16 protein-coding genes are annotated in these 25502 nt (G+C 48.8%); 9 read left to right on the top strand and 7 right to left on the bottom strand.

The window, feature by feature from the left end; all coding sequences use genetic code 11:
* Positions 1-14 precede the first annotated feature (14 nt).
* Positions 15-6116 carry a family 43 glycosylhydrolase gene (locus AC3WRW_RS18910; protein WP_492547857.1) on the top strand — a complete coding sequence of 2034 codons (6102 nt, stop codon included), beginning with the start codon at positions 15-17 and terminating at the stop codon, positions 6114-6116.
* Between the two features lie 319 nt (positions 6117-6435).
* Here AC3WRW_RS18910 and AC3WRW_RS18905 read toward each other — a convergent pair whose 3' ends face one another.
* From AC3WRW_RS18905 to AC3WRW_RS18885, 5 genes are all read right to left on the bottom strand, one after another.
* Positions 6436-6852 (bottom strand): disulfide oxidoreductase, encoded by a 417-nt coding sequence (locus AC3WRW_RS18905; protein ID WP_492547894.1) that lies wholly within the window; start codon positions 6850-6852, stop codon positions 6436-6438.
* Positions 6852-7601, bottom strand: a complete 750-nt coding sequence (locus AC3WRW_RS18900; RefSeq protein WP_492547856.1) for a DsbA family protein — start codon at positions 7599-7601, stop codon at positions 6852-6854. Before AC3WRW_RS18900 ends, AC3WRW_RS18905 begins: the two co-directional genes overlap by 1 nt.
* Positions 7602-7771: 170 nt before the next feature.
* Positions 7772-9361, bottom strand: coding sequence for a copper resistance CopC/CopD family protein (locus AC3WRW_RS18895; protein WP_492547855.1), 1590 nt, complete (start codon positions 9359-9361; stop codon positions 7772-7774).
* A gap of 43 nt (positions 9362-9404) precedes the next feature.
* Positions 9405-10028 (bottom strand): SCO family protein, encoded by a 624-nt coding sequence (locus AC3WRW_RS18890; RefSeq protein ID WP_492547854.1) that lies wholly within the window; start codon positions 10026-10028, stop codon positions 9405-9407.
* Between the two features lie 13 nt (positions 10029-10041).
* Positions 10042-10461 (bottom strand): FixH family protein, encoded by a 420-nt coding sequence (locus AC3WRW_RS18885; RefSeq protein ID WP_492547853.1) that lies wholly within the window; start codon positions 10459-10461, stop codon positions 10042-10044.
* Positions 10462-10662: 201 nt separating this feature from the next.
* Here AC3WRW_RS18885 and AC3WRW_RS18880 point away from each other — a divergent pair, with 201 nt between their 5' ends.
* Positions 10663-11499 (top strand): sensor histidine kinase, encoded by an 837-nt coding sequence (locus AC3WRW_RS18880; protein WP_492547852.1) that lies wholly within the window; start codon positions 10663-10665, stop codon positions 11497-11499.
* Positions 11500-11604: 105 nt separating this feature from the next.
* Here the strand turns inward: AC3WRW_RS18880 and AC3WRW_RS18875 are convergent, their stop codons facing one another.
* A complete protein-coding gene (locus AC3WRW_RS18875) occupies positions 11605-11970 on the bottom strand; it encodes a c-type cytochrome (protein ID WP_492547851.1) in 366 nt (121 codons plus the stop codon).
* 241 nt (positions 11971-12211) lie between these two features.
* On the opposite strand from AC3WRW_RS18875, the gene AC3WRW_RS18870 reads away from it, so the two are divergent.
* A complete protein-coding gene (locus AC3WRW_RS18870) occupies positions 12212-12865 on the top strand; it encodes a response regulator (RefSeq protein WP_492547850.1) in 654 nt (217 codons plus the stop codon).
* Between the two features lie 34 nt (positions 12866-12899).
* Here AC3WRW_RS18870 and AC3WRW_RS18865 read toward each other — a convergent pair whose 3' ends face one another.
* Positions 12900-13616, bottom strand: a complete 717-nt coding sequence (locus AC3WRW_RS18865; RefSeq protein WP_492547849.1) for a response regulator transcription factor — start codon at positions 13614-13616, stop codon at positions 12900-12902.
* Positions 13617-13975: 359 nt separating this feature from the next.
* Here AC3WRW_RS18865 and AC3WRW_RS18860 point away from each other — a divergent pair, with 359 nt between their 5' ends.
* The 6 genes from AC3WRW_RS18860 to thrS all read left to right on the top strand — a co-directional run bounded on the left by AC3WRW_RS18860 (position 13976) and on the right by thrS (position 25454).
* Complete coding sequence (locus AC3WRW_RS18860) at positions 13976-15346, top strand: PepSY-associated TM helix domain-containing protein (RefSeq protein ID WP_492547848.1); 1371 nt, start codon at positions 13976-13978, stop codon at positions 15344-15346.
* A 96-nt stretch (positions 15347-15442) separates the two neighbouring features.
* Complete coding sequence (locus AC3WRW_RS18855) at positions 15443-17689, top strand: heavy metal translocating P-type ATPase (protein ID WP_492547847.1); 2247 nt, start codon at positions 15443-15445, stop codon at positions 17687-17689.
* A 143-nt stretch (positions 17690-17832) separates the two neighbouring features.
* The gene (locus tag AC3WRW_RS18850) at positions 17833-18045 is read left to right on the top strand and encodes a cation transporter (RefSeq protein ID WP_492547846.1); all 213 of its coding nucleotides are present in this window, start codon (positions 17833-17835) and stop codon (positions 18043-18045) included.
* Entirely contained in the window at positions 18042-18617 is a 576-nt protein-coding gene (locus tag AC3WRW_RS18845) for a hypothetical protein (protein WP_492547845.1), read from the top strand. The genes AC3WRW_RS18850 and AC3WRW_RS18845 overlap by 4 nt, the downstream gene beginning before the upstream one ends.
* Before the next feature lie 648 nt (positions 18618-19265).
* Positions 19266-23090: a polysaccharide lyase family protein gene (locus AC3WRW_RS18840; RefSeq protein WP_492547844.1), complete on the top strand. Its 3825-nt coding sequence runs from the start codon at positions 19266-19268 to the stop codon at positions 23088-23090.
* A 450-nt stretch (positions 23091-23540) separates the two neighbouring features.
* The gene (thrS, locus tag AC3WRW_RS18835; RefSeq protein ID WP_492547843.1) at positions 23541-25454 is read left to right on the top strand and encodes a threonine--tRNA ligase; all 1914 of its coding nucleotides are present in this window, start codon (positions 23541-23543) and stop codon (positions 25452-25454) included.
* Positions 25455-25502 lie beyond the last annotated feature (48 nt).

Genomic DNA, 25502 nt, shown 5'->3' with positions numbered 1-25502 from the left:
AAAGGGGATTGAAAATGTTTAAGAAACTAATTGCACTCTTATTAATGTTTACATTAGTGGGCAACTTTTCATTTTTTCAACAAGCATTTGCGGACACGCCGCTTGCTTCCTCTGATCAGGGCGATGGAACATATACGAATCCGGTCATTTGGGCGGATGTGCCTGATCAGGATGTGATCCGGGTCGGTGATGCGTACTATATGTCCAGCACGACGATGCATATGAACCCGGGCGTGCCTATCATGAAGTCTTACGATCTGATCAATTGGGAGACCATCAGCTATTGCTATTTGATCATGGATGATATGGATGCTACGACGCTTAAGAACAACCAAAATATGTATGCCAATGGCACTTGGGCCAGCAGCCTGAGGTATAAGAACGGGACCTTCTATGTGGTGGTTCCGTCTCCGACGACAGGCAAGACCTACATTTTCCAGACGGAAGATCCGGAAAATCAGCCATGGCGCAAGTATGAGATCAATACTCGTTACCATGACTGCAGTCTGCTGCTGGACGACGACGGCAGGAACTGGCTGGTCTACGGGAACAACCCGCTCTATATCATCGAGTTGAATGAAACGGTGACGGGGATCAAGCCGGGCGCCACACCTCGGGTGATTCTTAGCAACATCCATGCGCCGGATCCCATTACCGGCATCACGCCAACCAGCGGGCTTGCGGAAGGCGCCCATATTCAGAAAATCGACGGTAAATATTACATTTTCTGTATCACATGGCCGTCGGGCAAACCTCGGACGGAGGTTGTCCACCGCAGCGACAGCTTGAATGGGCCCTTTGAAGCGAAGACGGTTGCGCAGGAAAATATTAACGGCGGGGGCCCTGCTCAGGGCAACATCGTCGACGACGGTAAGGGGAACTGGTACGGCATTCTCTTCCGTGACAGCGGCTCCGTGGGCCGGATCCCTTGGGTGATGCCGATCCACTGGTCAAACGGTTGGCCGATGTTCGGTGATGACGAGACCGGCCAGCATTTGACACGGAGCGGCCCGAAGCCGATTCAGGGCAGCTTTGATCTGAAAAGTGTTGTGTATTCCGATGAGTTTTATAACAATGCGAAGAAGCCGACATATAGCGATGCAAAATTGAGCAAGTCTCTCCCAGAGTATGGGTATAACGGTTCCAACCTGGACCTGGCATGGCAGTGGAATCACAATCCGGATAACCGCTTCTGGTCCCTGACGGATCGTTCTGGTTGGTTGCGCCTGACCACAGGGCAGATCGCCACGAATCTCCTGAACGCACGGAACACGCTGACCCAGCGGACCTTCGGCCCCACGTCCTCCGTACAGACCGCGCTGGACGTGTCCAAAATGAAGAATGGCGATAGAGCCGGCCTGTCACTCTTCACAGCCCGGTACGGCACCATTGAAGTGCGGATGGATAACGACGCCAAGACCCTTGTCATGGTTAATAGCTCCTCCACAACATCTCACACCGACGTGCAAAGCATTCCGCTTACTAATGGCAAGGTGTATCTGAAGGTCGACGCCGACTTTCGGAATCAGACGGACAAAGGCACCTTCTTCTACAGCCTCGATGGTCTGAACTGGACCCAACTGGGCAATACGCAGCAGATGTCTTATAGTACCACCAACCACTTCATGGGTTACCGATTCGCACTGTATAACTACGCAACAACAACCTTGGGCGGTTATGTGGACTTCGACTACTTCCGGATGAGCGACGAACTGAAAGGTGCCACGGCCCAGACAGCGCTCGGCGCTGCAATGACCGGAGCAACCGGCATCGCCGGCGCAGGCGGAACGAAAGTGGATATGCCACTCAGTTTGGATGCTCTGCCTGAGGGAACTTACTCCGAAATTTCCGCGTCATTCAGCATTCCGAACGAGCTCAAGGCGAAGGATGTGGTCCTCAGCAGCGCAGTAACCGGCAAAGCTTCATGGAAACAAGTCGGCAACCAACTGAGCGTGGACGTGACAGGCAGCAACGTGAGCTTCAATGGCAGCGGCAGGAATCTGTTTGTCACCGTGAAGCTGGAAGTGGCGGATCTGCAGGCTGCAGCCAAAACGGTCACCGCCACGCTCGACTATGTTAAGGTGAAGGGCGGTAAATCGGCTTACGATGTGACCGGCGTATCTGCGTCATTCGGGCTGTTGGCGACCGAAAGCGGCAGCGCATGGGCGAAGGTGCCGGGTTATTCTAACCCGCTGATCACCCACAAGTACGGTGCAGACCCTTTTGTCATGGAATACAACGGCAGAATATACGTCTATATGACGGATGACCAGGCTCAATGGGAACTGACGCCGGATACGGCAAACAGCTATGCAAATTGCCGCAGCATCTTAATTATCTCTTCAGACGATATGGTGAATTGGACCGACCACGGCAAGGTGCCTGTTGGCAGACAACTTGCAGACGGTCTGACGACCTGGGCAAGCAATGCATGGGCGCCTGCAGCTGCACACAAGACTGTAAATGGAAAAGAAAAATTCTTCTTGTACTTCGCCGACAGCGCCAACGGCATCGGTGTGCTGGAGGCAGACTCACCGATCGGACCGTTTCATGATCCCCTGGGGAAAGCTCTCATCAGCAGAAGTACGCCGAACAGCGATTCGGTAAAGGTGCCGTGGCTCTTCGACCCGGCGGTTTTTGTGGACGATGACGGTAAGGCGTACCTCTACTACGGCGGCGGCATAAGCGGATTAGATGCCAACAATCCCAAGTCAGCCCGTGCTGTACAGCTGGGCGACGACATGATCAGCATTGTCGGGACGCCAGTGGAAATCGACGCTCCGAGGCTTTTTGAGGATTCGGGTATTCACAAATTCAATGGCAAGTACTACTATTCCTATTGCTCCAACTTCAGCGGTACGAATGGAGCGGGTTATCCGCCTACCGGCACCATCGCTTACATGGTCAGTGACAGTCCACTGGGGCCGTTTAAGTATATTGGTCCTATCCTACCTGGACCGGGCGTGTTTGGAAACGGTGACGGCGGCAATAACCATCACGCGATTTTCACGTATAAAGGCAATTGGTACATCATCTACCACACCCGCCAGGTCAACATCGCCCAGCGGCTAGCCACCGGGAAAACGGGCAATCGGGATTACCGCTCGCCGAGCATCACCCAGATCAGCATCAATGCCGACGGAACGATCACACCGCTTCAGATGGAACGCCAAGGCGTCAGTCAACTGAAGACGATGAATCCGTTCGAACGAATCGAAGGCGAAACGATCGGCTGGAATTCGGGCGGCATCTCAACGAAGGTCATCTCAGGACGGGGCGAAGTCGTTAACATGGCGCTGACCAACGTGACCAACGGTTCATGGCACGCCCTCGGCAAGCTGGCCTTTGGCAATGAGGGAGCTGTTTCGTTCACGGCGAGGATTGCTTCCGGCGCCGGTGGAACCATCGAGCTCCACTTAGACAGCTTGAACGGTCCGAAGGTTGGCGAACTGATCGTACCGGCAGGCGACGGAAAGACATTCCAAGATTATAGTGCGAAAATAGATACCCTCTTCGGCACACACGACGTCTTCTTCAAATATGTCGGAACCGAAACGCAGAATCTATTCGATATCGACTATATGAATTTTGAATATGGAATATATCCAGTTGAAGGCGTAACGCTGAATCAAAGCACACTAACGGTGAAAGAAACATTTTCCAAGCAGTTGATTGCATCCATCGTTCCTAAATATGCTTACGACAAGCGGATCATATGGACGAGCGACGACCCAACTGTTGCGACCGTAAGTGATACAGGCGTAGTGACAGGCGTCTCGGTAGGAGAAGCAACCATTACTGCAACAACAGTGGATGGTGCATTTACAGCACAATCTCACGTAAATGTCATTCCGCGTATCGCTGTAACTGCCATATCTCTGGACAAAAATAAAATCAGCCTTCAAGGTAAGGCGACCCAAGTGCTTACGATTTCGTTACAGCCTTTAGATGCCGACAATAAAATGGTGAAGGTTGAATCCAGCAACCCGGCGGTTGCAACCGTATCCAGTATCACTTACAATCCGGCTGCTGGAACTGCCAGTGTAACCGTTGAGTCTGTTTCACAGGGAACGGCTGTAATTACCGCCACGGCTGCTGATAACGGAATGACTGCAAAAAGTATGGTCGAGGTAGAGAAAATGGCTCCGAAGGTCACGATCATTTCAGGCACACAATCCACCTTGCCGACGATCAATCTAAAAAGCAATGTGGTGAGCGACGGTTTGCAAGGACAACCGGTAACGGTAAGCTGGAGCCTTGTCAGCGGACCAGCCGTCGTGATTTTTGAAAATCCAAATGCGATGAATACGAAAGTAACTGTAACGGAATTAGGCGAATACCAATTCAAGCTTATCGCTAAGGACGGCGAACTGACTGGTTCGGCAAATGTAACGGTGACGGTCAATCGTGCTCCGAACGGAGGAGGCAACGTAGCTTGGTACAAGTTTGACGAAACAAGCGGAGCGACGGCTATTGACTCAGTCAGAGGAAATAATGCCACTATCATCGGGGCTACCGGAAACAGAGCGTCCGGAAAATTAGGAAATGCACTGCAGCTGCAGTCCGCAAGCAGCCAGTATGCAAATCTTCCCGAAGGAATCGTATCGGATCTTAACGATTTTACAGTCGCTTTATGGGTAAATCCGGCAACGATGGCGACATGGGCCAGAATATTTGATTTCGGTAAAGATCAGGATACGAACATGTTCCTCACTTTGAGAGCAGCCACAAATAACTTGCCAAGGTTTGCCATTAAGGTGAACGGCTCTGCTGAGCAGACACTTACTTCCACATCGATGACGCTCTCCGCAAATGCCTGGTATCATATCGCAATCACCAAATCAGGGAATACCGCACGGATGTACATTAACGGCAGCTTGGCAGCCACAAACACCAATATGACCTTTAAACCTTCCGACATGGGGCTGACCAAAAATAATTACATCGGAAAATCGCAATATTCCGCCGATCCGTACTTGAACGGGACGGTTGATGAATTCTCTTTATTTGATAGTGCTTTAAGTGCTGATCAGATCAGAACACTGACCATAACAAGCATACCCGACGTTGCGGTTACAACTGTATCCGGGGTTTACCCTATGCTGCCTGAATCGGTGAGTGTCATATACCACAACAACCCGACGGAAGTAGTACCGGTTGTATGGGATGCTATAGCTTCATCGCAATATGCGCAAGCCGGAACATTTACAATTAACGGAACAGTTGCGGGCACTTCGATTAAAGCGAAAGCCAACGTAACCGTTGAGGCTCCGAAAAACACGACCGCAACGTTAAGTGTATACGGAAGCGTCATCGCAGGCGATAACTTCGACGCGATTTATGGCTTGCTTCATGTGAAGGAGGGCATTCTTGCTCAGGATATTACGATCAGCTTTGATCCCGCCAAGGTTGAATTTTTGTCGGCAGAATCGCTGAGAGCGAATTTCATCGTCATCGACACCAAGGTAACGAATGGAAAAGTTCGCATTCTTGCGGCAAGTCTTGGTCATGATAATGGGGTGAACACGGATGGCCCATTGCTGAAAATCCATTGGAAAGCATTAGCGCAAACCGATTCCACATCCTCGACCATCACCTTGACTGACGTCTCTGTTGCCAATGGCGAAGCAAACGGGGAAACAAAACCGGAAGGAACAAACATACCGACTAATATCGAAATTATTTATGTCAACAAGACAGCTCTTCATGCAGCTATTTCCAACGCGCAAAGCATTCATGATGCAGCTGTGGAAGGAAATGGAAACGGGCAATATCCTGCGGGAGCCAAAGCGGTGCTGCAAGCGGCTATCGAAAGCGCGAAAGCAGTGGCAGGCAATGCATCGGTCACCCAGCTGCAGGTAAATCAAGCGGCGGCTGAGTTGAGCAGCGCGGTTGAGGCGTTCCTGGCAGCAGTCAACACGAGAATGCCTGGAGACTTGAACGGCGATAGCAAAATCAGCATCGGCGACTTGGCGCTGATGGCTAAGTGCTACGGCAAGTCGTCTGCAGATCCTGATTGGGATCAATACAAGCATGTTGATTTGAACGGCGATGGCAAGATCGATATTGCAGACCTTGCGATGCTGGCCAGATTAATCCTGGATGCAACACGATAAGAGATGGATCCTTCCCAGAGCAGTGAAGACAAGTTAAGCAAGGTACATCATGAGAAGTCAATAGTAGCCATATTGCTTGCGTGCCAGCGCGATCATTGATGTTACACAAAAACCCCGAAACTGGATTTGATTCTAGCACATGGATCGGTGTGAGCTAGATATTGAGCCAGTGGAGGGGTTTTTTATGTGCAAGCATAATATTTGAGTAAATGAGATTGTATCCAGTAAATCACCGATTTTTTTCATAAGAGTTATCTGATTTCGGTCAAAAAAGCGGGATGTTTTCCCGTTAGCTTACTTCTGTGACAGCCGTCTGTTTCTAATCTTCTGTGCTTACTCGCACAAACAGCAGAATCGTTATGAGAGTAAACGCGATAAGCGCCAGGAAGGGGATTGTAATAAACCCCAGCCAATTGATGTACTGACCGCTGCAAGGAATGCCGACCGTGCAGGGCAGCACTTTGGACATGCCCGGTACTTTTTGTTCCATATAATGAAAAGTGGAGAACCCCATGCCCACGATGCTTAATATCCGTGCATACGGCCGGATGCCCCGGTCATTTTTGTATGCGGCAACACCCAGCAGGGGAGCGAGCGGATACATGCAGATGCGCTGGAACCAGCAAAGCTTGCAAGGCTCAAACAGCATGATTTCGCTGAAGAACAAGCTGCCGCCAAGCGCGATAACTGCAATGAGCCAGGCTGCATATAACCTGTAAGACTTCAAGAGATCCATCATTTTGAAGCCTCGCCTTGTGCTTTCCCGATTGCTTCTTTAATGGCGCTGTAATTAAACGTATCCTGACCCGCAACGGCTCGCCCATTAATATACAACGTTGGTGTGCTGTTCACACCCAGCTTGGCCGCGATGGCTTCGTCGTTTTTCACATCCTGAGCATAGGTTTGTTCCGTAATATCCTTTTTCAGCTTGTCGAAATCCAGCTTTAGATTGGCCTCCTTCGCAATTTGAACGAGATAATCCGCCGTCGCCCAGTTCGTTTTTTCGTCGCCTTGTTTGGCATACACTGCCTCATAAAACTTCCAAAACTCCTCGGGACTTTGGCGATAAACGGCTTCACCTGCCAAAGCGGCGGTCCTGGAGTCTCCATTCGGGCTAATAATAGGAAAATTAATAAAATGCAGCTTGGCTATTCCGCTATCGATAAAATCTTTTTTCAACTGAGGGATAATCGTTTTGTCGAATTGCATGCAAGCAGGGCATTTAAAATCGGCAAATTCTACGATGTTGACAGGGGCGTCTTGGTTCCCTAATGCCGGCTGCTGTTCGTACCTAAATTCTGTTGAATCCACGAGCTGATTGGACACAGATGATTTGGAAGCTATGCTATAGACAATTAATGAAAGAAAAGCAAGCAAAATGATGGCCAGCGACCATCCCATCAGGCGTTGCACGTTCTTCCTTTTTTCAGCTTCTTTTTGCAGCTGTTGTTTGTACGATTTGCGTTCAATTTTGGCGTTGCTCATAAAAACCTCCTGGTAACAAAGTTAGTTTATAAACACTACATAATGTAGTTTTAGAGTCAACGATAATGATAGTCGAAAATTAATATAAATTCAATGGCTAACTAGTGTCATTTCTCGCCTGCGAACATACACAACAAAAGACACCCGAAAGGGTGCCTTTTACTTTTGCGTTAATAAAGGATAGATTCCTTGTCATACACGGTTTCATCGTCATTCCGATCCATGACCCGAAGGTCAAAGTTCCATTTTCCCGGAAAAGGAAGGAACGGCCCTTTGGCAGAGAACTGCGAGGGGTCGGTTGAAGATCTTTCTAGCGGCACCTCAATGGGTGCAACACTAGGATCGTCCATACTTTGAATGAAAAGGCGAATTTCTTTAGGGACAGGCGCATCAGCAGGGCCATGGGCCGCTATCGAAATCGTGTTGACCCCAGGAGAGTGCGGTGAAACCTGCATCCGGATATCGCCTTTATCGCTTTTCTCCTGCCAGACCAGCGGCGTATTCATCGGCAGTGGATTCAGATAAGTAAAAATCCCGACAATGAGAACGATCAAGAGCATCGCGGCCGCATCGATTTTAATGAATGTCCAAAGCGCGTAAGAAGCCTTCTTTTTCATGTGGTAGCGGAGTATGGCGCCAATCGCGCAGACGACGATGACAAGCGCGCTTTTTACCAAGAGCAATTTGCCCCACTGGGTATAGAGCACATACGTCCATTTCGGCAAAATACCGAGAGCAAAGAATAGCCCGGAAAATGTCAGAATGACGATGCTCAGCAGCGCCAGCGAGGAGAATCGGGGCAGAAATTGTTCCACGGTTCCCCGGTATTTACGCCAATGCAGCAGGGCATACACAATACCGCCTGTCCAGATGGAGGCAAACACCAAATGCAGGTAATTCAGCTGAGCCATCTGTGAGACGGGTTCAAAGGACATGGCGTGCCCGTTTAATACTTTGGCTGCGGGAAGAAGCAGCACCCAGCCCCAAGTAAGAGACTTGATGCGGCCGTTTACGAGGAATCCGAGTACGATGAGTCCGAACGTAAGCAGCCAGGAATGTCCAATTCGCGTCCCGGCGAGCAGCCCCCACAAGCTTTCAAGGTCTGGCGAAATCAGAAGCTCAGGCAGCTGAGCTGCGATCAACAGCACAAAAGCTGCCGAAAACAGAAGCTGCAAATACAAATCCCAGCGCTTCTGAGCTTGAATCACCGCTTCGGAGGCAGCAGGAGGGGCAATTAACCGCCAGAACATCCAGCCAATGACGGACAGGAAGCTGATGTAAAATAAAAATCGTGCCGTATACATTGCAGCTTGCAGCCATGAAAGATGAAGAGAAAGTCCGCCCCCGATCTCAAGACCACCTTGTCCGTCTGCCGATGCCGCTTCTGAAGAACCCAGCATGAACACGTAGGAGCCTTTCACCGGATGCCCGTCTGCCGATATTATTTTATAGCTGACCGTGTAGATTCCGTCATTCAGCGGCGGCAGCTGCAGAGAAATCTCCTTCTGATCCAAGCTCATTTCAGCAGCTTGCTTCGTTGCCGGTCTGCCGTTTTTGTCCAACACTTTAATTTCAAAAAGTTCCTTCTCCATGCGCTCATTAAATGACAGCCGGATTTGGTCCGGAGATTCCGATAAAGAACTGTTCGCCGGCGGGCTGGCATCGACCAGCGTAGAATGCGCATAGCCGGGCACCGCGTTTACAGTGAACAGCACACACAGGAGAAAGAGTATCCGAAATAGCCTTTTTGATCCATGCATAGCGAGGTGACTCCTCGTCCATAAAATTAGGCTAGGCCAATCGTTATAGCGATTTAACCAGCTTTTTAATCGATTTCTCGATTTCGGTGGTATCCATCGTGGCGCCCATATCAAATATTTGCCTGATGATACCGTCCCCGTCGATTAAAAACAACGATTTGATCGAATGCGCAAATTGCCCGTCCTTCTGTTTCACAACCATAATGCCGAAATTGTTGGCAATCTGCAGCGTTTCCTGCTCAGTCCCTCTGAGCAGCTGCCATCCGGGACCGGGTGCGATGCCAATCTGCTTCGCATAGGCTGCCAACGCTTCAGGCGTATCGCGCTCCGGATCAAACGTAATGCTGAGAAACTCAACTTGATTGCCAAATAGGCCCTTCTCGCTTAAACGGTTTTGCATCGTAACCATATTCATGGTCGTAGCCGGGCAAATATCGGGACAGTTGGCAAAGAAAAACTCGACAAGCCGAACTTTGCCTGCTGAATCACTGAGTTTAATAGCATTTCCTTGAATGCTCGGAAGACTGAACTCCGGTGCGGTTCGCAGCTTGGGGAGCTTGGGTCCGCTTGGCCAGAAGCCTATTGCGATGGAACAGGCTATTGCGGCAAGGAGGACAACTGCGCCTCCGATAAGCCAAAATTTGCGGTTAGCGGCATTCCTATTCATCGGCATTCTCTCCTTAGTGGGCTGACGCAACCTTAAATTCGTAAGCCGGCATGGTATGTATGCCTGAGGCGGTCGTATGTGTAATGACATGGTAAGTACCGGCTGCGGCAAATTTTTTGTCTAGCGTATAAACCCCATCTTCCTTTTTTACGGCTTTCACTTTCTCGTGGGGGGTGGAGAGACTGTCATTCCAGATTTCAAACGTGAGCTCGCTGACTTTTTTCACTTTTACGCCTTCCTGCGTAATGGATGCCTGCAGGGTAACTTGTTCGTTCTCCTTCGGCGCTTCAGGCGTAACTTTGAATTCAACGTCAATCATTTTCATGTTGCCATGCTGCATGTCTCCCATGTCCATGTCGCCCATGCTCGCGTTTTGACAAGCGGTCAACAGGAAGAAGAGGGAGAGAGCCGCTCCGGCAATCCAACGTTTCAATGTATCGACACATCCTTTCCGATTTCATCTTGCTATTATAATCGTTCTCGAAAGCAATGGCATGACTACAAAGAGCTATATCGGACAAGTAATGACGAGGAATAGCTCCTTCGAGCCATGTTGAAATTGCAAATGTTGCGTATAGTAAAGAGTGAATGAGAAATCAGTGATAAGAACAAATAGGAAAGGATGTGCACAACCATGACATACAAGCAAATGAAGTGGTTAATTCTTACAATTCCAACTGTGACACTGGCCTTATGGGAATATTCGCGGCATCATTTGTTTCTTGACTATATCTCCATGGAATTGGGAAACTGGCTTGCACCAGTCCTCGTATTCGCAGTTTCCATCACGTTTTTACAGAAATTGTTCTCGCTCATCGAGAAAACGCAAGAGGAATTGAATCTTGAGAAATCGAGACAAACCGCAATGAAGGAAAGAGAACGGATTGCCAGAGAGCTTCACGACGGCATTGCGCAGTCCTTGTTTTTGATGTCGATCAAAATGGACAAATTGGAAGGGGCGCTTCCCAAAAATTCCGAGTATAAACAGCAAGCGGTCAGTTTAAGAAATACGGTCTATCAGGTGAATGAATATGTCAGACAAGCTATTTCCAACCTGCGCTACCCGATTGACCCGGATGCGCCGCCGTGGACACAGTACTTGTCAAGCATGGTGACGGATTTCATTACCGAGACCGGCATAGACGTTGAATGGAACTGGGGAATTTCAGATGACCGGCTGACGACCAAGGAAAAGATTGAGCTCTATTCTTCCATCCACGAAGCGCTGTTAAATGTGCGCAAACACGCGAGTGCCCGTCATGTATGGTTACAGAGTCAGGAAAGTCAAGACGGCACATGGTCTTGTTCGATTGAAGACGATGGCCGGGGCATCCAGGCAGATCCGTTCGCCTACCAGGAGCGCTACGGCCTCAAAATGATGCGCGAGCGAGCCTCGGATATGGGCTGGAAACTGAGCGTTGTCCGGGAGCTGGAGAGGACGCGCGTTGAGATAAGCAAGGCTGCGGCCTAGATTGCCGCCATTGTTCACAATAGTTTCACACAGCACGGTAAGGAACGGGGAAAATGGTCATAAAACAGGCCAGCCGGTTCCCTTGGGAACTAGCTGGCCTTCTTGTTATTTGTGCGTTCCGAGCCAACGCGCCAGGTTGGCAACCTCGTCTTCCTTCAATCGATCTTTAAAGGCAGGCATCATGCCTCCGCCGCTTATCACTTTTTTATAAATTTGCTCGTCGGTCAGCTTCGTTCCGACTTTTTGCAAGTTCGGCCCGGCGCCGCCACCGAGCTCTGCGCCGTGACAAGACATGCAGTTTTGCTTGAAAGTCGTCTGCGCTGCACCTGCATCGAGTGTCCCTTCAGGCATTTTGTTCGCATTCACCGATTTCTGAACATCGGACTGGTGCGTCGAAGCTTTATCCCATAAGATCCCGAGACCTAGAGCAAACGCCAAACAAAACAGGGCGAAAAATCCCCACTTTTTCATCAGGTTTCACCTCCTCAAATTCACCATTATGTAAGAGCTTGGACATCTTTTATGATCGTAAATGTTTATGGGAGCGGATGCTATGGCTAAAAAGGGCTATCTTCGTCAAACGTCATATAAAGGTCACAGAAGATGCGGCAAAACGCCGAATAATAGCCCGTTCGAGCCATTTTGAATTTCTTATTATGGCGTATAGTAAGTAGTGTTAGAACAGAGACAAGTCAGAAGGGGGACCAACAGGATGAACTCATCTTTTCGCATCGTGATCGTAGATGATCATCCGCATGCAAGGGAAGGGATTCGCTCAATTCTGAGCAGCGACGAGGCATTTGAGATCGTTGCAGAGGGATGCAACGGCTTGGAAGCGATTCGATTAACCGAGGCATGGATGCCGGATTTAATTTTAATGGACATTAAGATGCCGCACATGAACGGACTGGAAGCAACCAAGCAAATTAAAGAGCGGTTCCCCTATGTGAAAATCGTTATGATTACGGTTTCGGACGATATAACGGATTTATTCGAGGCCATTAAGCGCGGGGCACAAGGCTATTTGCTCAAAAATCTCAGCGCGGACTCCTGGCATGAATACCTGAAAGCCGTAGCGGTGGACGAGGCGCCGATGTCTCGCGAGCTGGCGCTGCAGCTGCTTCGCGAATTTTCTGTGAAGGAAAAACCTTCCGCACCTCCCGACGCCTCGATTACGGCCAGGGAGACGGAGATATTGAAATGGGTGGCAAGCGGCAAATCCAATCGTGAAATCTCGGAAGGGCTATGCATTTCTGAGCATACGGTCAAAAACCACTTGAAAAATATTATGCAAAAGCTGCGCATGGAAAACCGCGTTCAGCTAACCCGGTATGTGTATGAGCAAGGCTGGACGCCGGGGGATTGACGCTATCGTAAGAGAAGAGGGGGACGCTGGCCGATCAGAGGAGAGGTTGATCCTCGAGCCGGTAGCCTAATCCCCATATTGTTTTAATTAAATCGCAGTCTGGCGATAAGAAATTTATTTTCTCCCGAAGCCGTTTAATATGCGTATCGACGATGCGTTCGTCTTTTTCGCCGTCACGCTGCCAGACTTCTCGCAGCAGCAGCTCGCGGGAGCACACTTTGCCGATGTGCATGGCTAAATAATGCAAGAGCTCGTACTCTTTTAGTGTCAGAGACAGCTCTTTGCCGGCGACCAGCACGCGTCTTGCGTAGTGCTCGATGACGAGTCGCGGTTTAAGGAGTTGATTGCGGAGGACGGGCTCTTGATGCCAGAAGCGTTCCGGCGATGCCCGTTTCAGCAGCGCGCGAATACGAAGCACAAACTCATTAGGACTGAAAGGCTTGATCACATAATCGTCTGCGCCGGCTTTAAAGCCTTCAATACGATCCGGTTCTTCCGCTTTATCGCTGACGATTAGAATGGGTGTCGGTTTAAAATCCCGAATCATCTGACAGGCTTCGATACCGCCAATTCCGGGAAGCCTGCCATCCATAACGATGAGATCGTACTGTTTATCCAGCGCCAACATGATGGCTTTTTCGCACGTCTCCGCTTCTTCAATGATAGCGTCCTTCTCCAGATGAGTGCGGATAAGATGGCGGATCCGTACTTCTTGATCAGCCACGAGCACGCGATAGTATCCTTTCTTCATTGCCAGTTCACCTCTCATTTGTGCTTCATTGTAACGTGTTTCATGTTCTGGCAATATGGCTCAAAGGAGTTATTTTCAGATCTTGGACGCAAAAATGACTCGAAGGAGTCAGACTATTTTGCATGCAGACGATTATGATAAGAGTATCCAAAGCTTCGCAACATAGGAGAGGAACATCGTGATGGCTGCCGGCAGTTTGGCAGCCATTTTGCATAAGCGCCAGGTACGTCAAGGGATGTGTGTTCATCATTTGTTCACGATTTCCTAGCACTATCGAGTCATCTCAATGCAGAAGGCGGCAAGTATAATGTAATCTGAAACGCATGCAGATTTGGACATTGAAAGGGGAAACTTTAGTTATGAGTATTAGCATTGAGGCGGGGGCTGCGATCGCGCAGCCAACGACGAGAACCAGGCAGCTCTATGCGGCGATCTGGCGTTGGCATTTTTATGCGGGGATGATTTTCGCGCCTTTCCTGATTATTCTCGCGATTACCGGCGGCCTTTATCTATTCAAGCCGCAAATCGAGTCTGTGATGTATAAAGACTATTATTATGTACAGCAAGGCGGGCAGCAGCTAACCGTTCAAGAACAAATTCAGAAAATGAACGCGGCCTATCCCGAAGCGAAACTCAGCAAAGTAAAGCCTTCTTATGCTCCTGACCGTTCTACGGAAATGGAAGTATCGAATAAAGGGCAAACGCTTCTTGTATATGTCAATCCCTACGACGGCAAGGTGCTGGGCACACTCGACTCCAATACAAAGCTCATGCAGCTCATTCGGAACTTTCACGGCAAGCTGATGATCGGCACGACCGGCGATCGCATCATTGAATTGTCCGCATGCTGGGCAATGATTCTCTTAATTACGGGTGTCTACTTGTGGTGGCCGAGAGGGAAGAAATCGATTTATGGCATTATTCTTCCTCGCATTAAACAAGGAAAGCGGACATTCTGGCGCGATATGCATGCCGTCACAGCTTTCTGGCTTTCTCTCTTCATCGCAGCGCTGATTGTAACCGGTCTTCCTTGGTCAGGCGTCTTGGGAAATTATATTAACAAATCCGCAACTTATCCGGACGGCATGTTTTCCTTCATGCCAACAAAGCTTCAATCCACAGTTCCGACCAAGGATGTCGTAAACGGTGTGCCTTGGGCGGCCGAGCAGCTGCCTATGCCTAACTCTACGCCGGGCGGCGCAGGAGCGCTTTCGGTGGAGAAGGTGATGCAGCTTGACCGGGTGAAGGAGCTTGCTCCTGGCTACCAAGTTGCGCTGCCGAAAAATGAGCAGGGCGTCTATACCGTCTATTCCACAACGGCAGATCCGAAGAAGCAGGCCACCCTGCATATCGACCAATATAGCGGTAAAATACTGGCGGATCAACGCTTCCAAGATTTCAGCTTGATGGCTAAAGCCGTGACACTCGGAATCGCTTTGCATCAAGGGGAACTGTTCGGCGTGACGAATCAGATCGTTTGTTTGCTTGTCTGCCTAGGCATTATCCTCGTTGCAATCAGCGGTGTTGTCATGTGGTGGCTCAGAAAGCCATCCGGCCGGATCGGCGCGCCGTCGCTTCCGAAAGATTTTAGAATGGTCAAATGGGTAGCCCTGATTACGATCGTGTTAGGCATCGTGATGCCCTTAGTCGGAATCTCCCTGCTCATTGTGCTGATTCTGGATGCTTTGATCATTCGCAGAGTGCCGGTTCTAAAACGCTTAGTCGGTTAACGAAGAGCTGTTCCTTATGAAAAAGCTAACCAGCAAGCTGACTGCAATGAACGCTTTTTCATGCAGCGGAGCAGGAATTGGAGGATCCATACTTTCATGCGTACGCCAGTCAAACAACAGGTTGTTTTGGACATTGGAGGCATGACCTGCGCAGCATGCTCCAATCGGATCGAGAAGGTGCTTTCGCGCTATCCAGGTGTGACACAGGTTCGCATCAATTTGGCGTTAGAAACCGCTTATGTCTCCTTTACGAAGGAAGAAGTTACAACAGCCGCCATTATTCATAAAGTAGAAGCGCTTGGATACACGGCCGTTATTCAAGAGATGGGCACATTGTGGCGATTGCAAGCGCAAAATATATCCAAGCAGAAAAAGGAAGTTATTCTTTCGGCGCTGCTCTGCTTGCCGCTTTTGTGGTCCATGATGACACACTTTACATTTACCGCGTTCATCCCTGTTCCGGCAATTTTATTAAATCCTTGGATTCAATTTTTACTCGCAACACCCATTCAATTCTATTATGGCATGGCTTTTTATAAAGGTGCTTACTATGCGATGCGAAATCGGTCTCCGAATATGGATGTGCTAGTTATATTAGGCACCACAGCCGCTTATATCTATAGTGTATACTTGTCAATTGCCTGGTCGCGATCTTCAGGGACCGGGGAGATGACGATGACTTACTTTGAGACGAGTGCCTTTCTGATAACCTTTATTAAGCTGGGAAAATGGCTGGAAGCGTTGACCAAAGGGCGAACAGGGCAGGCTATCGAAAAACTGGCCAGCTTGCAGGTGAAAACAGCCACGGTATTGCGCAATGGCGAGGAACGTCAAATTCCGATCGAAGCGATTCAAATTGATGATGTGATTCGCTTAAAGCCCGGAGAACGCGTACCTATTGACGGCGAAGTTCTCTCTGGCTCCACTTACGTAGATCAATCCATGATGACAGGGGAAAGTAAGCCCGTCTACAAGGCGCAGGGAGACTTGCTGTTCGGTGCGACGCTTAACCGGACGGGAAGCGTCAGCTACCGTGTAACGAAGAAGCTGGAGGAAACCGCCCTACATCAAATTATTCAACTTGTCAGTAAAGCCCAGAGTACGAAAGCTCCTATACAGCGAGTGGCCGATGTGATTTCTGAATTTTTTGTTCAAATTGTGATAGTTATTGCCATTGCTTCTTTCATCATCTGGTATGTTTGGTTGACTTCGCAGAACTTAGGCGTCTCCATGCAGGTTGCCGTTTCCGTTCTGGTCATTGCCTGTCCTTGCGCACTGGGGCTGGCAACGCCGACCTCGATCATGGCGGGATCAGGAAGAGCTGCGGAGCTCGGCATTTTGTTCAAGCGAAGCGAAAAGCTGGAGAAGCTTCACAAGACTGATACGGTTGTTTTTGACAAGACCGGCACGCTGACGACGGGGAAGCTGGCACTGACGGACCTGGTTGTATTATCGGGAGAAGAGACGGCCTTTCTGCAGATGGTTGCATCTGCTGAATCACTGTCCGAGCATCCTGCTGCCGCCGCCATTTCGAAAGCTGCCCAAGAAAGAAACATAGCGATTATGGAGGCTGCTGATTTCGCAGCTTTCCCAGGCTTCGGCATTCAAGCCACGATTAGCGGTCATACGGTGATGATTGGCAATCGGCACTGGCTGCAGCGGAACAAGATCGACTTGTCAGCAGGCAGCGAGCAGATCTCCAGTCTCGAGGAGAAAGGGAAATCCGTTATTTTCGTAGCGATAAATGGCACATTAACCGGACTCTTGGCCGTTATGGATGAAATTAGGGATTCAGCCGTGCGGGCGGTGAGAGAACTGCATGCAATGGGAAAGGAAGTGATTATGCTAACCGGCGATCAGGAGGAAGCCGCGCTTGTTATGGCCAAGAAAGCCGGGATTGATCATGTCATAGCCGGAGTGCTTCCCGATGGCAAAGTAGAGGTTATTCGTGAATTGAAAAGGTCGCGTAAAAGAGTGCTCATGGTTGGCGACGGCATTAACGATGCTCCGGCTCTTGCAACGGCCAACTTCAGCATTTCGCTTAGCAGCGGAACCGATATTGCGATGGAAGCCGCTGATATTACAATCATCCACGATGATTTAATGCGGATACCGCAAGCCATTCGGATTAGTCGAATGACCATCAGGAACATTAAACAGAACATGGCAGGATCACTGATTTATAATGCCATTGGCATTCCCGTTGCTATGGCCGGCATGATGATGCCCTACTTGGCAGGCGCAGCGATGGCGCTTAGTTCAGTGACGGTCATCCTGAATGCACTTCGATTGCAGAAGATGCGATTGCCGATGGATGAAACGCAAGGGAGCGACACCATATGAATATGGCGGATATGCAGGGCGGAAAATTTTTCCCAATCTTATTATTTCTATTATTAATTGGAACGATAGTGCTATTCTCGATATGGTCAACCATCATAAGCCGCCAGGACGAATATGAAGAGGATTAGAATGGAGGAGAATCAATGCAAAAAATAACATTAACCGTTGAGGGCATGTCGTGCAATCATTGCGTAAGCTCGATAGAAACTGCGCTTCAGCAGCTCGGTGTCTCAGGGAAAGTGGACTTGGCTAATAAATCAGTTCAAATTGAGTATGACGAGACAAATTCCGCGATTACACGGAGCATCCTGAAAGAAGCGATTGAAAATAAAGGATTTGAGGTCATTGCCGTATGAAGCGGACTCTGGCTAAGGTGATGGGATTATGTACGTTATTTGGCATGCTGCTTCCAAGCCTAACCGTTTCTGCTCATGAACATGGCGGGGATTCCGCTTCAGGCATGCAGGCCGGCGCGTCGCAGTTAACGATAAACACAGGGATCGCATCGGCGGTTTTCGTACTCTTTGTCGTCTTTGTGCTTATTTTCAACCTGCGATCCAAAAGCAAATCCTTATCGAAAATGACCGGCATGATGGCAGCGATGACCATTGCGATGGTATCCAGCTTAATTATCGGGACGATAGCAGGAATACTTCTGGAGACCCTGTTCTTGCCAACGGTGATTGGCGTTACATTCGGAATGCTTGTCGGTTATATGTCCGGCAAATCGCTGCACTTGTTAGCTTCCCTGGACGGCATGTTAGCCGGACTCATGGGAGGCATGATGGGAGCCATGCTTGGGGTTATGGTGATCCGTGATTATCCGACGCTTTCCATTCTCTTTATGGACGCGGTGCTAGTTGTTTCCATGGCTCTGCTCTACAAACTATTAGATCATGAAGTAGCGCTGCATGTGGAAAAGTTCTAGGCGGCATTTCTCCGAGCCCGGCAGCTAATCTCGTCAGCATTGGACGGGGCAGCTTATAATTATGCGAATTATGGCATTCATTTTTGACCCGTAGAACGGGTCTTTTTGTTTTATTAGGCCTGTTTATGAAGTCTAGGGGAAGTGAAGCTTCCCCTTATTTGCTTTGGCTAACGGACTGAGAGGCCCTTCATCGCAGGAAGTGAACCTCTTGGAGCTTGTAACGGACAGCAGCGCTGTTATGTGCTCACTGGGGACTGATTTCTCCCCGAAATTGGCGAATAGGGGAGTCTGTGTCCGTAAGTAGCGAGACAGGACGCTTTGTACGAAGATAACGGCCGCTGTGTCCGAAGTGTGACGTCTTACATGGGGCATGGCACTCCTTCAAACGGGCTCCCTACGCTCCAACGTACGAGTTCAGATAAAGGACCTAGCCGCAGGGACGAAGAAGTCGTTATTCACTGATTTTTGAACAAAAAGGTATGATTTTTAAACTAGCTTTATACTGATACATAACGTATCGTTTAATAGAGAATGTATGATTCATCAGCTACATTATTGAACCTGAGGAGGAGGAAGCTTTGGATAATGGCGGCCATTGTCGGCGAGACATCTGGCACTATACTAAAATTTTAGAAGGAGGATAAAAAAATGGCTAAGTTGAGGCTGTCTCTCGCGCTATTATTGGCGCTTGTTATTTCGATTGCCCTCGTCCAGTTGTCGGCATTGGCGGCAGATGGAAAGGCTGAGGAAACGGTAGCGACTGTTTCGAATAATGATGTTGTATTGAATAAAAGTCCTGGCATTGCCAACACGTGGAGGCTGAGCAACGGCACATTGTCGATGGATATTTCAACTACTAACGGACAAATAAGTAATGTTAAAATTAACGGCAGTGCGTCTCTATCCGCACCCAGTTATCCATTCACGATTACTAATAACATAGACAGCTTTACCGTAACAAAAGTGACGGATGTTCTGAATACTACGGACGAGGTACACATCGTTTTGACATACGCATATACGGCTGCCACCCAAAGGTTCAAGGCGGAGCGTCATTTTGTCATGCGCAGGGGTGTCAATGGTCTATATGACTATGTCATCTTGTCAACACCGGAACAAAGGGGCGGGGCTGCGGAAGTGCGCACGCTGTATGGTTTTAGTCACGACCTTCTGCCCAATGGCTATAATAGCGAAATGAATCAACCAATACCGATCTGGAAGCCGGTGGTTCAGGATACAACATGGAAGGATCCTAATTCAGAAACGATTTTCTCCAAATATGACTTTGTAGGTTATCATGCCGAGAATCCTCTTGTCGGCCATTATGGCAACAATTACGGTGCCTGGATGATTAATGCCAGCTCCGAGTACTTCTCCGGCGGGCCGTTAAAGCAGGAATTGCTGGTACACGGAGATGATGCGTTAATCCTCAACTATTTTACAGGCGGCCACATGGGCGGCGCGAATATGGACCCTCCTAACGGCTGGCAGAAGATTCACGGCCCGTGGCTGATTTATTTTAATGATGCGGCCTCCGTCGACGCCGGCGATCTGATTGCCGATGCTAAGCGGCAAGCGGCTGAGGAAAAAGCGAAGTGGCCTTATAATTTCGTAACAGATACGGCGAATACTCCGGGATTGTATCCTAAGGCGGACGAGCGAGCAACCGTTACAGGCAAGCTCGGAACTTCCGACGGCAGGGACTTGGGAGGCGCCATGGTGATCCTTTCCGAGCCGGGCGTAGAGGTAATTCGTCAGGTCAATGGCTATTACTTCTATACTTACGCCGACGAGAACGGTAATTTCAGTATTCCTAATGTGAGGCCAGGGGATTATACATTGTATGTGTTCCCACAGCACGGCTCCATAATAGGCCAGCTTGAGTATGAGGGCGTAAATATTACAGCTTCGGATGGGAATGCAAAAAAAGAACTGGGAACCTTGACCTGGTCTCCTACCATAGACAACAATTATCTGTTCCAAATCGGCAAGGCCAGCCATTCCACGGCAGGCTTCCGAGGCAGTGACGAGAAAAGAAACTACGCTCTAATGCGCGACGCCCCGGCGAACTTAACCTATAACGTGAACACCAGCGTTACAAAAGATTGGTATTACGCTCAAGTAAAAACCGATACCGTTGGCTCCTCCCCCAACATCTGGACATCGACTGCGAACGCTTTTGGAGCGTGGCCCGGCACCGGTCCATGGGCCGAAACCGGTGCATGGAAAATTGAATTTCATTCAACGAAAGCATATACGGGTGACGCACACCTGCGCATCGCCTTTGCTGCGGTGTCCAATCAGCCCATACTGGAGATCAAGGTTAACGGAACCGTTGTTAAAGTGCTGAACTATGTCGGCAAAAACGACCAGACCATCTATCGCAGCGCAAACCGCAGCGGACGCTACCTTAGCGAAGATATCGTATTTGACGCGGGCTTGCTGACAAATGGCACAAACACGATCACGATTACGAATAAGTCGAGAGACCTTATTATTGACACGAATCCGCCGCCATTCTACCGCGGTTCGGTTATGTATGATACCATTCTGTTGACTACAGACGAACAGGGAAATATTGATTCGCTTAAGCAGCTTGTGAATAGCGGGAAAGGAGCAGGCGATATTACAGCTTCCGCTGTTACTGCGCTCCATAACTACCTGGATACTAACGCCGTTAACTTCAGCAGTGCGCTTGCCGGCTTTATATCGCTAATGGATACACAAAACGTAGGAAGCGACTATAAAGAATTGCTCACCATCAGCGCCAGGAATGTGGCGAAAGGCTCCGGCGTTAACAAATCAACGCTTAAGGAGTTAGTTGCAACGGCCAATGCATTTAGTGAAAGCGATTACAAACATGAGGGCTGGAATAGCTTTACACAGGCTCGGAGCGCAGCAAATGCTGTCGTGACTAATGCCGGCGCCACTCAGAATGCGGTTTATGCGGCGAGGAATACTCTGCAGCAAGCTATGGATCATCTTTCCCGTGCCGTACCACCGGTTGCGGGCTATAAAGGACTTTATTACACCGACTTTGAGGACGGTTCCCTCTGGGGATTTGACAGAACGGAGCCGGGTCATATTTTCGCACAGATCGATAATGTCGATATAGCCGGGAACACCAGCAAAAAGTTTCAGCTTTATGCGAACAACGTGGTGAACCTTGCCATGAGGAAGGCATTGCCTAAGCCTGTCGATAACGACAAAATGATGGTCGTCTTTGACTGGTACCCCGCTCCGCCAAGGAACAATAGTACGGCCAAAAGCGCCGAACTGCGTATACTGGACGGCAACGGCGACATCTTGGTCGCGCTTACAAACAGACATAACACCAACCTCGGAGCGTATGCGCAACTCACTCGGCCGAAAAACAATTACACCAGTGTTAAAAATACTACATTCAGCGATAAACTCGCCTGGTATACGGTAACCGCAGTTGTGGATAAGAAGGCTGAGAAGATAACCGTCACCTACAAGAATAAGGCAACAAGTGCTGAGCAATCCTTGGAATTTGCTTACGATCCGGCAAAGAATGACGGCACGATCGCTTTCCTTGACGTCGTTATTCTGACTGAGGATACGACAGGTCAGGTTATGACGACCTACTTGGATTCAATCGCTGTTTACGAAGGTGAAACGGCAGCAGCGTCTTTAACCGGTCCGGCATCTGTTGCAGCAGATACGCCATTTGATTTAAGCTTCAATATCAGTGCAGTGACCGATAGCGTATATCAAGAGGTATTTGCGCAGGATCTGACTATACAGTTCGATCCCGATGTACTAACGTTCGTAAAGGCGAATCCAGTGACGGAAGGTTTAAAAATTATTGATTCGAAAGAACTGTCTCCGGGGAAAATCAGATTCCTGACAGCAGCGCTTGCTAAAGACCAAGCGACTCCGGCCAATGGCAATTTCGTTAGTTTTACATTCGTTTCCAAACCTAACGCATCTCCGAGTAAAACTGCAGTAGCGATTGGCAATGTGATTATTGCGAACGGTATGGGTCAGGAATTACAAATACCGGGTTCCTCTTTCACATTCGACGTACAAAAACAACCTGTCGATACGGCTGCTCTTCAGACCTTAATCAGCTCAGCGCAATCCAAAGTTAATGCCGCAGTAGAAGGCAAGGCCGACGGTCAATACATAGTCGGATCGAAGGCTATTCTACAAACAGTGATCAATCAAGCCCAAGCTGTTGTCGATCAAGCCTCGGCAACTCAACAGCAGATCGATCAAGCTGTAACCAACTTAACATTGGCTATTGCCGCCTTCGAATCATCCAGAATTTCCGCAGATGTTAACGGTGACGGCAAAGTAACGATCGGAGATTTGGCGATAGTGGCAGCCGGGTATGGCAAGAAGTCGACCGACAGTGACTGGAATCAATTTAAAGCCGGAGACGTGAATAAAGACGGTATCATCGACATCGATGATTTATCAGCAGTTGCGATGAAGATATTGGAGTAATTAAGCAATAGAAGGGGGAAGTCTACACGATTCCTCCTTTTTCTTTTATAATAATTCTTTCCCTTGATTTTCTAGAGCGCGACTATGTAATATAATACCAGTAAACATAAATAAGGCAATGACCAAAGACATGATTTCCTTCACGAACTGTCCAGAGAGAGAAGTTTAGGCTGAAAGCTTCTCCTGTAACCGGTTGTGAAATTACCCCTTTGCAGCCGTGTCGTTGAACCCGTCGATCTGTTTGTCGCGGCAGTATGCGTCACCGTTTTATCCCCGATACCGGATACTAATAAGGACCTTGCAACTGCTACTTTGGCGACCAGCCAAAGAATGACAGGCTGAAGGTCGAATTAGGGTGGAACCACGAGCTGAACGCACTCGTCCCTTAGTGGGAGAGATGCGTTTTTTTGCGTTCAAAAATAAAGAATAACTAGAAATGGAGGCTAAATCATGGAGATCAATGTAACATTGCCAGATGGAACTATTAGGAGGTATCCACAAGGTACGACAATCGAACAAGTGGCAGAATCCATTGCTGCAGGTTTGAAGAAAAACGCGGTAGCTGGAAAAATCAATGGCAAACTCGTTGATCTTAATCAACCGATCGAGCCTAATAGCCTTGTCGAAATCGTTACTCTTGACAGTAAAGAGGGCTTGGATATATACAGGCACAGTACAGCGCATGTAATGGCTCAGTCTATTAAACGCCTATATGGAGCTAAGGCAGTAAAGCTCGGAATTGGACCGGTCATCGAAGATGGATTTTATTATGATATGGATATAGAAAAACCGCTGTCTATAGATGATCTTGCTGCCATCGAAAAAGAGATGGAGAAAGTTATCCAGGAGAACCTGCCCATTGTTCGCCGGGTCGTCAGCCGCAGTGAAGCAATTAAGATATTCGAGGAGCTCGAAGAACCATTAAAATTGGAGCTCATTCATGGCCTGCCGGAAGATGCCGTCATTACCATTTATGATCAAGGTGAATTTTTTGACCTGTGCCGGGGACCGCACCTTACCTCGACAGGCCGGATCAAAGCGTTCAAATTGATGAACGTGGCGGGTGCCTACTGGCGTGGTGACTCCAATAATAAGATGCTGCAGCGGATTTATGGGACTTCTTTTCCGAAAAAAGCCCAGCTTGAAGAACATCTGCATGTTCTTGAAGAAGCTAAAAAGCGTGACCACCGCAAGCTTGGGAAAGAACTTGACTTGTTTATGTTCTCTGAAGAAGCGCCAGGAATGCCTTTCTTTCTTCCGAAAGGGATGACGATTCGTACGGAGCTGGAGAACTTTGCGCGTGAATTGCAGAGGCAGCGTGATTACAATGAAGTGCGTACACCACTTATGATGAATAATCGGGTTTGGGAGCAATCGGGACATTGGGAGCATTACAAAGATAACATGTACTTCACTAACGTGGACGAAACAAAGTATGCGCTTAAACCGATGAACTGCCCGGGACACATGCTTATTTTCAAAAACAGCTTACATTCCTACCGGGAGCTGCCGATCCGTCTTTCCGAATTTGGTCAAGTGCATCGCCACGAATTTTCCGGAGCGCTTAACGGAATGATGCGGGTCCGTACATTCTGTCAGGATGACGCACACCTTTTCGTTTTGCCTGAACAAATTGAGGATGAAATTAGCCGTGTCATTGCTTTGATCGATTACGTTTATCAAGTACTTGGCTTTGAATACAAGGTCGAACTGTCTACGCGGCCCGAAGATTCAATGGGTTCAGAAGAGCTATGGAACCAGGCTGAACAATCTTTGCAGAACGTCCTGGAGAAACTTGATATCGAGTATCATGTCAATGAAGGCGATGGGGCATTCTATGGACCCAAGATTGATTTTCATATTTTAGATGCGCTTAAAAGGAGCTGGCAATGCGGGACTATCCAATTGGATTTCCAGATGCCCGAGAAATTCGACCTTTCTTATATCGGCGAGGACAGCCAGAAGCACCGGCCGGTCGTTATACATCGTGCCATTTATGGATCCATTGAGCGATTTATCGGCATATTAACCGAGCATTTCGCCGGAGCTTTCCCGCTATGGCTTGCACCCGTTCAGGTGAAGCTATTGCCGGTTTCGGAGAACTATATCGATTATGCCTTGCAAGTGAAGAAATCGCTGGAAGAGACTGGAATTCGTGTTGAAGTAGATGCGAGGAATGAAAAGCTCGGGTATAAAATTCGAGGAGCCCAGCTTGAAAAAATACCGTATATGCTCGTTCTCGGGGAGAATGAGAAGAATTCCGGAAGCGTGTCTGTGAGAAAACGGGGTGGTGGGGACCTTGGATCCAAAAGCATCCTAGAGATTATTGGACAAATGAATGAAGAAATACGTGCCAAACAATAAGGGATAGAAGAACAAGTGACGCTGCTTGACGGTTAAGCTATAATTTAA

The organism is Paenibacillus sp. FW126-R14, assembly GCF_058789495.1.
The sequence above is the reverse complement of the archived record's forward strand: the minus strand, read 5'-3'. Positions and strand labels throughout refer to the sequence as shown.

Coding starts and splice junctions, on each gene's coding strand:
- AC3WRW_RS18910 (WP_492547857.1), top strand. CDS start 15: ATGTTTAAGAAACTAATTGCACTCTTATTAATGTTTACATTAGTGGGC.
- AC3WRW_RS18905 (WP_492547894.1), bottom strand. CDS start 6,852: ATGGATCTCTTGAAGTCTTACAGGTTATATGCAGCCTGGCTCATTGCA.
- AC3WRW_RS18900 (WP_492547856.1), bottom strand. CDS start 7,601: ATGAGCAACGCCAAAATTGAACGCAAATCGTACAAACAACAGCTGCAA.
- AC3WRW_RS18895 (WP_492547855.1), bottom strand. CDS start 9,361: ATGCATGGATCAAAAAGGCTATTTCGGATACTCTTTCTCCTGTGTGTG.
- AC3WRW_RS18890 (WP_492547854.1), bottom strand. CDS start 10,028: ATGAATAGGAATGCCGCTAACCGCAAATTTTGGCTTATCGGAGGCGCA.
- AC3WRW_RS18880 (WP_492547852.1), top strand. CDS start 10,663: ATGACATACAAGCAAATGAAGTGGTTAATTCTTACAATTCCAACTGTG.
- AC3WRW_RS18875 (WP_492547851.1), bottom strand. CDS start 11,970: ATGAAAAAGTGGGGATTTTTCGCCCTGTTTTGTTTGGCGTTTGCTCTA.
- AC3WRW_RS18870 (WP_492547850.1), top strand. CDS start 12,212: ATGAACTCATCTTTTCGCATCGTGATCGTAGATGATCATCCGCATGCA.
- AC3WRW_RS18865 (WP_492547849.1), bottom strand. CDS start 13,616: ATGAAGAAAGGATACTATCGCGTGCTCGTGGCTGATCAAGAAGTACGG.
- AC3WRW_RS18860 (WP_492547848.1), top strand. CDS start 13,976: ATGAGTATTAGCATTGAGGCGGGGGCTGCGATCGCGCAGCCAACGACG.
- AC3WRW_RS18855 (WP_492547847.1), top strand. CDS start 15,443: ATGCGTACGCCAGTCAAACAACAGGTTGTTTTGGACATTGGAGGCATG.
- AC3WRW_RS18850 (WP_492547846.1), top strand. CDS start 17,833: ATGCAAAAAATAACATTAACCGTTGAGGGCATGTCGTGCAATCATTGC.
- AC3WRW_RS18845 (WP_492547845.1), top strand. CDS start 18,042: ATGAAGCGGACTCTGGCTAAGGTGATGGGATTATGTACGTTATTTGGC.
- AC3WRW_RS18840 (WP_492547844.1), top strand. CDS start 19,266: ATGGCTAAGTTGAGGCTGTCTCTCGCGCTATTATTGGCGCTTGTTATT.
- thrS (WP_492547843.1), top strand. CDS start 23,541: ATGGAGATCAATGTAACATTGCCAGATGGAACTATTAGGAGGTATCCA.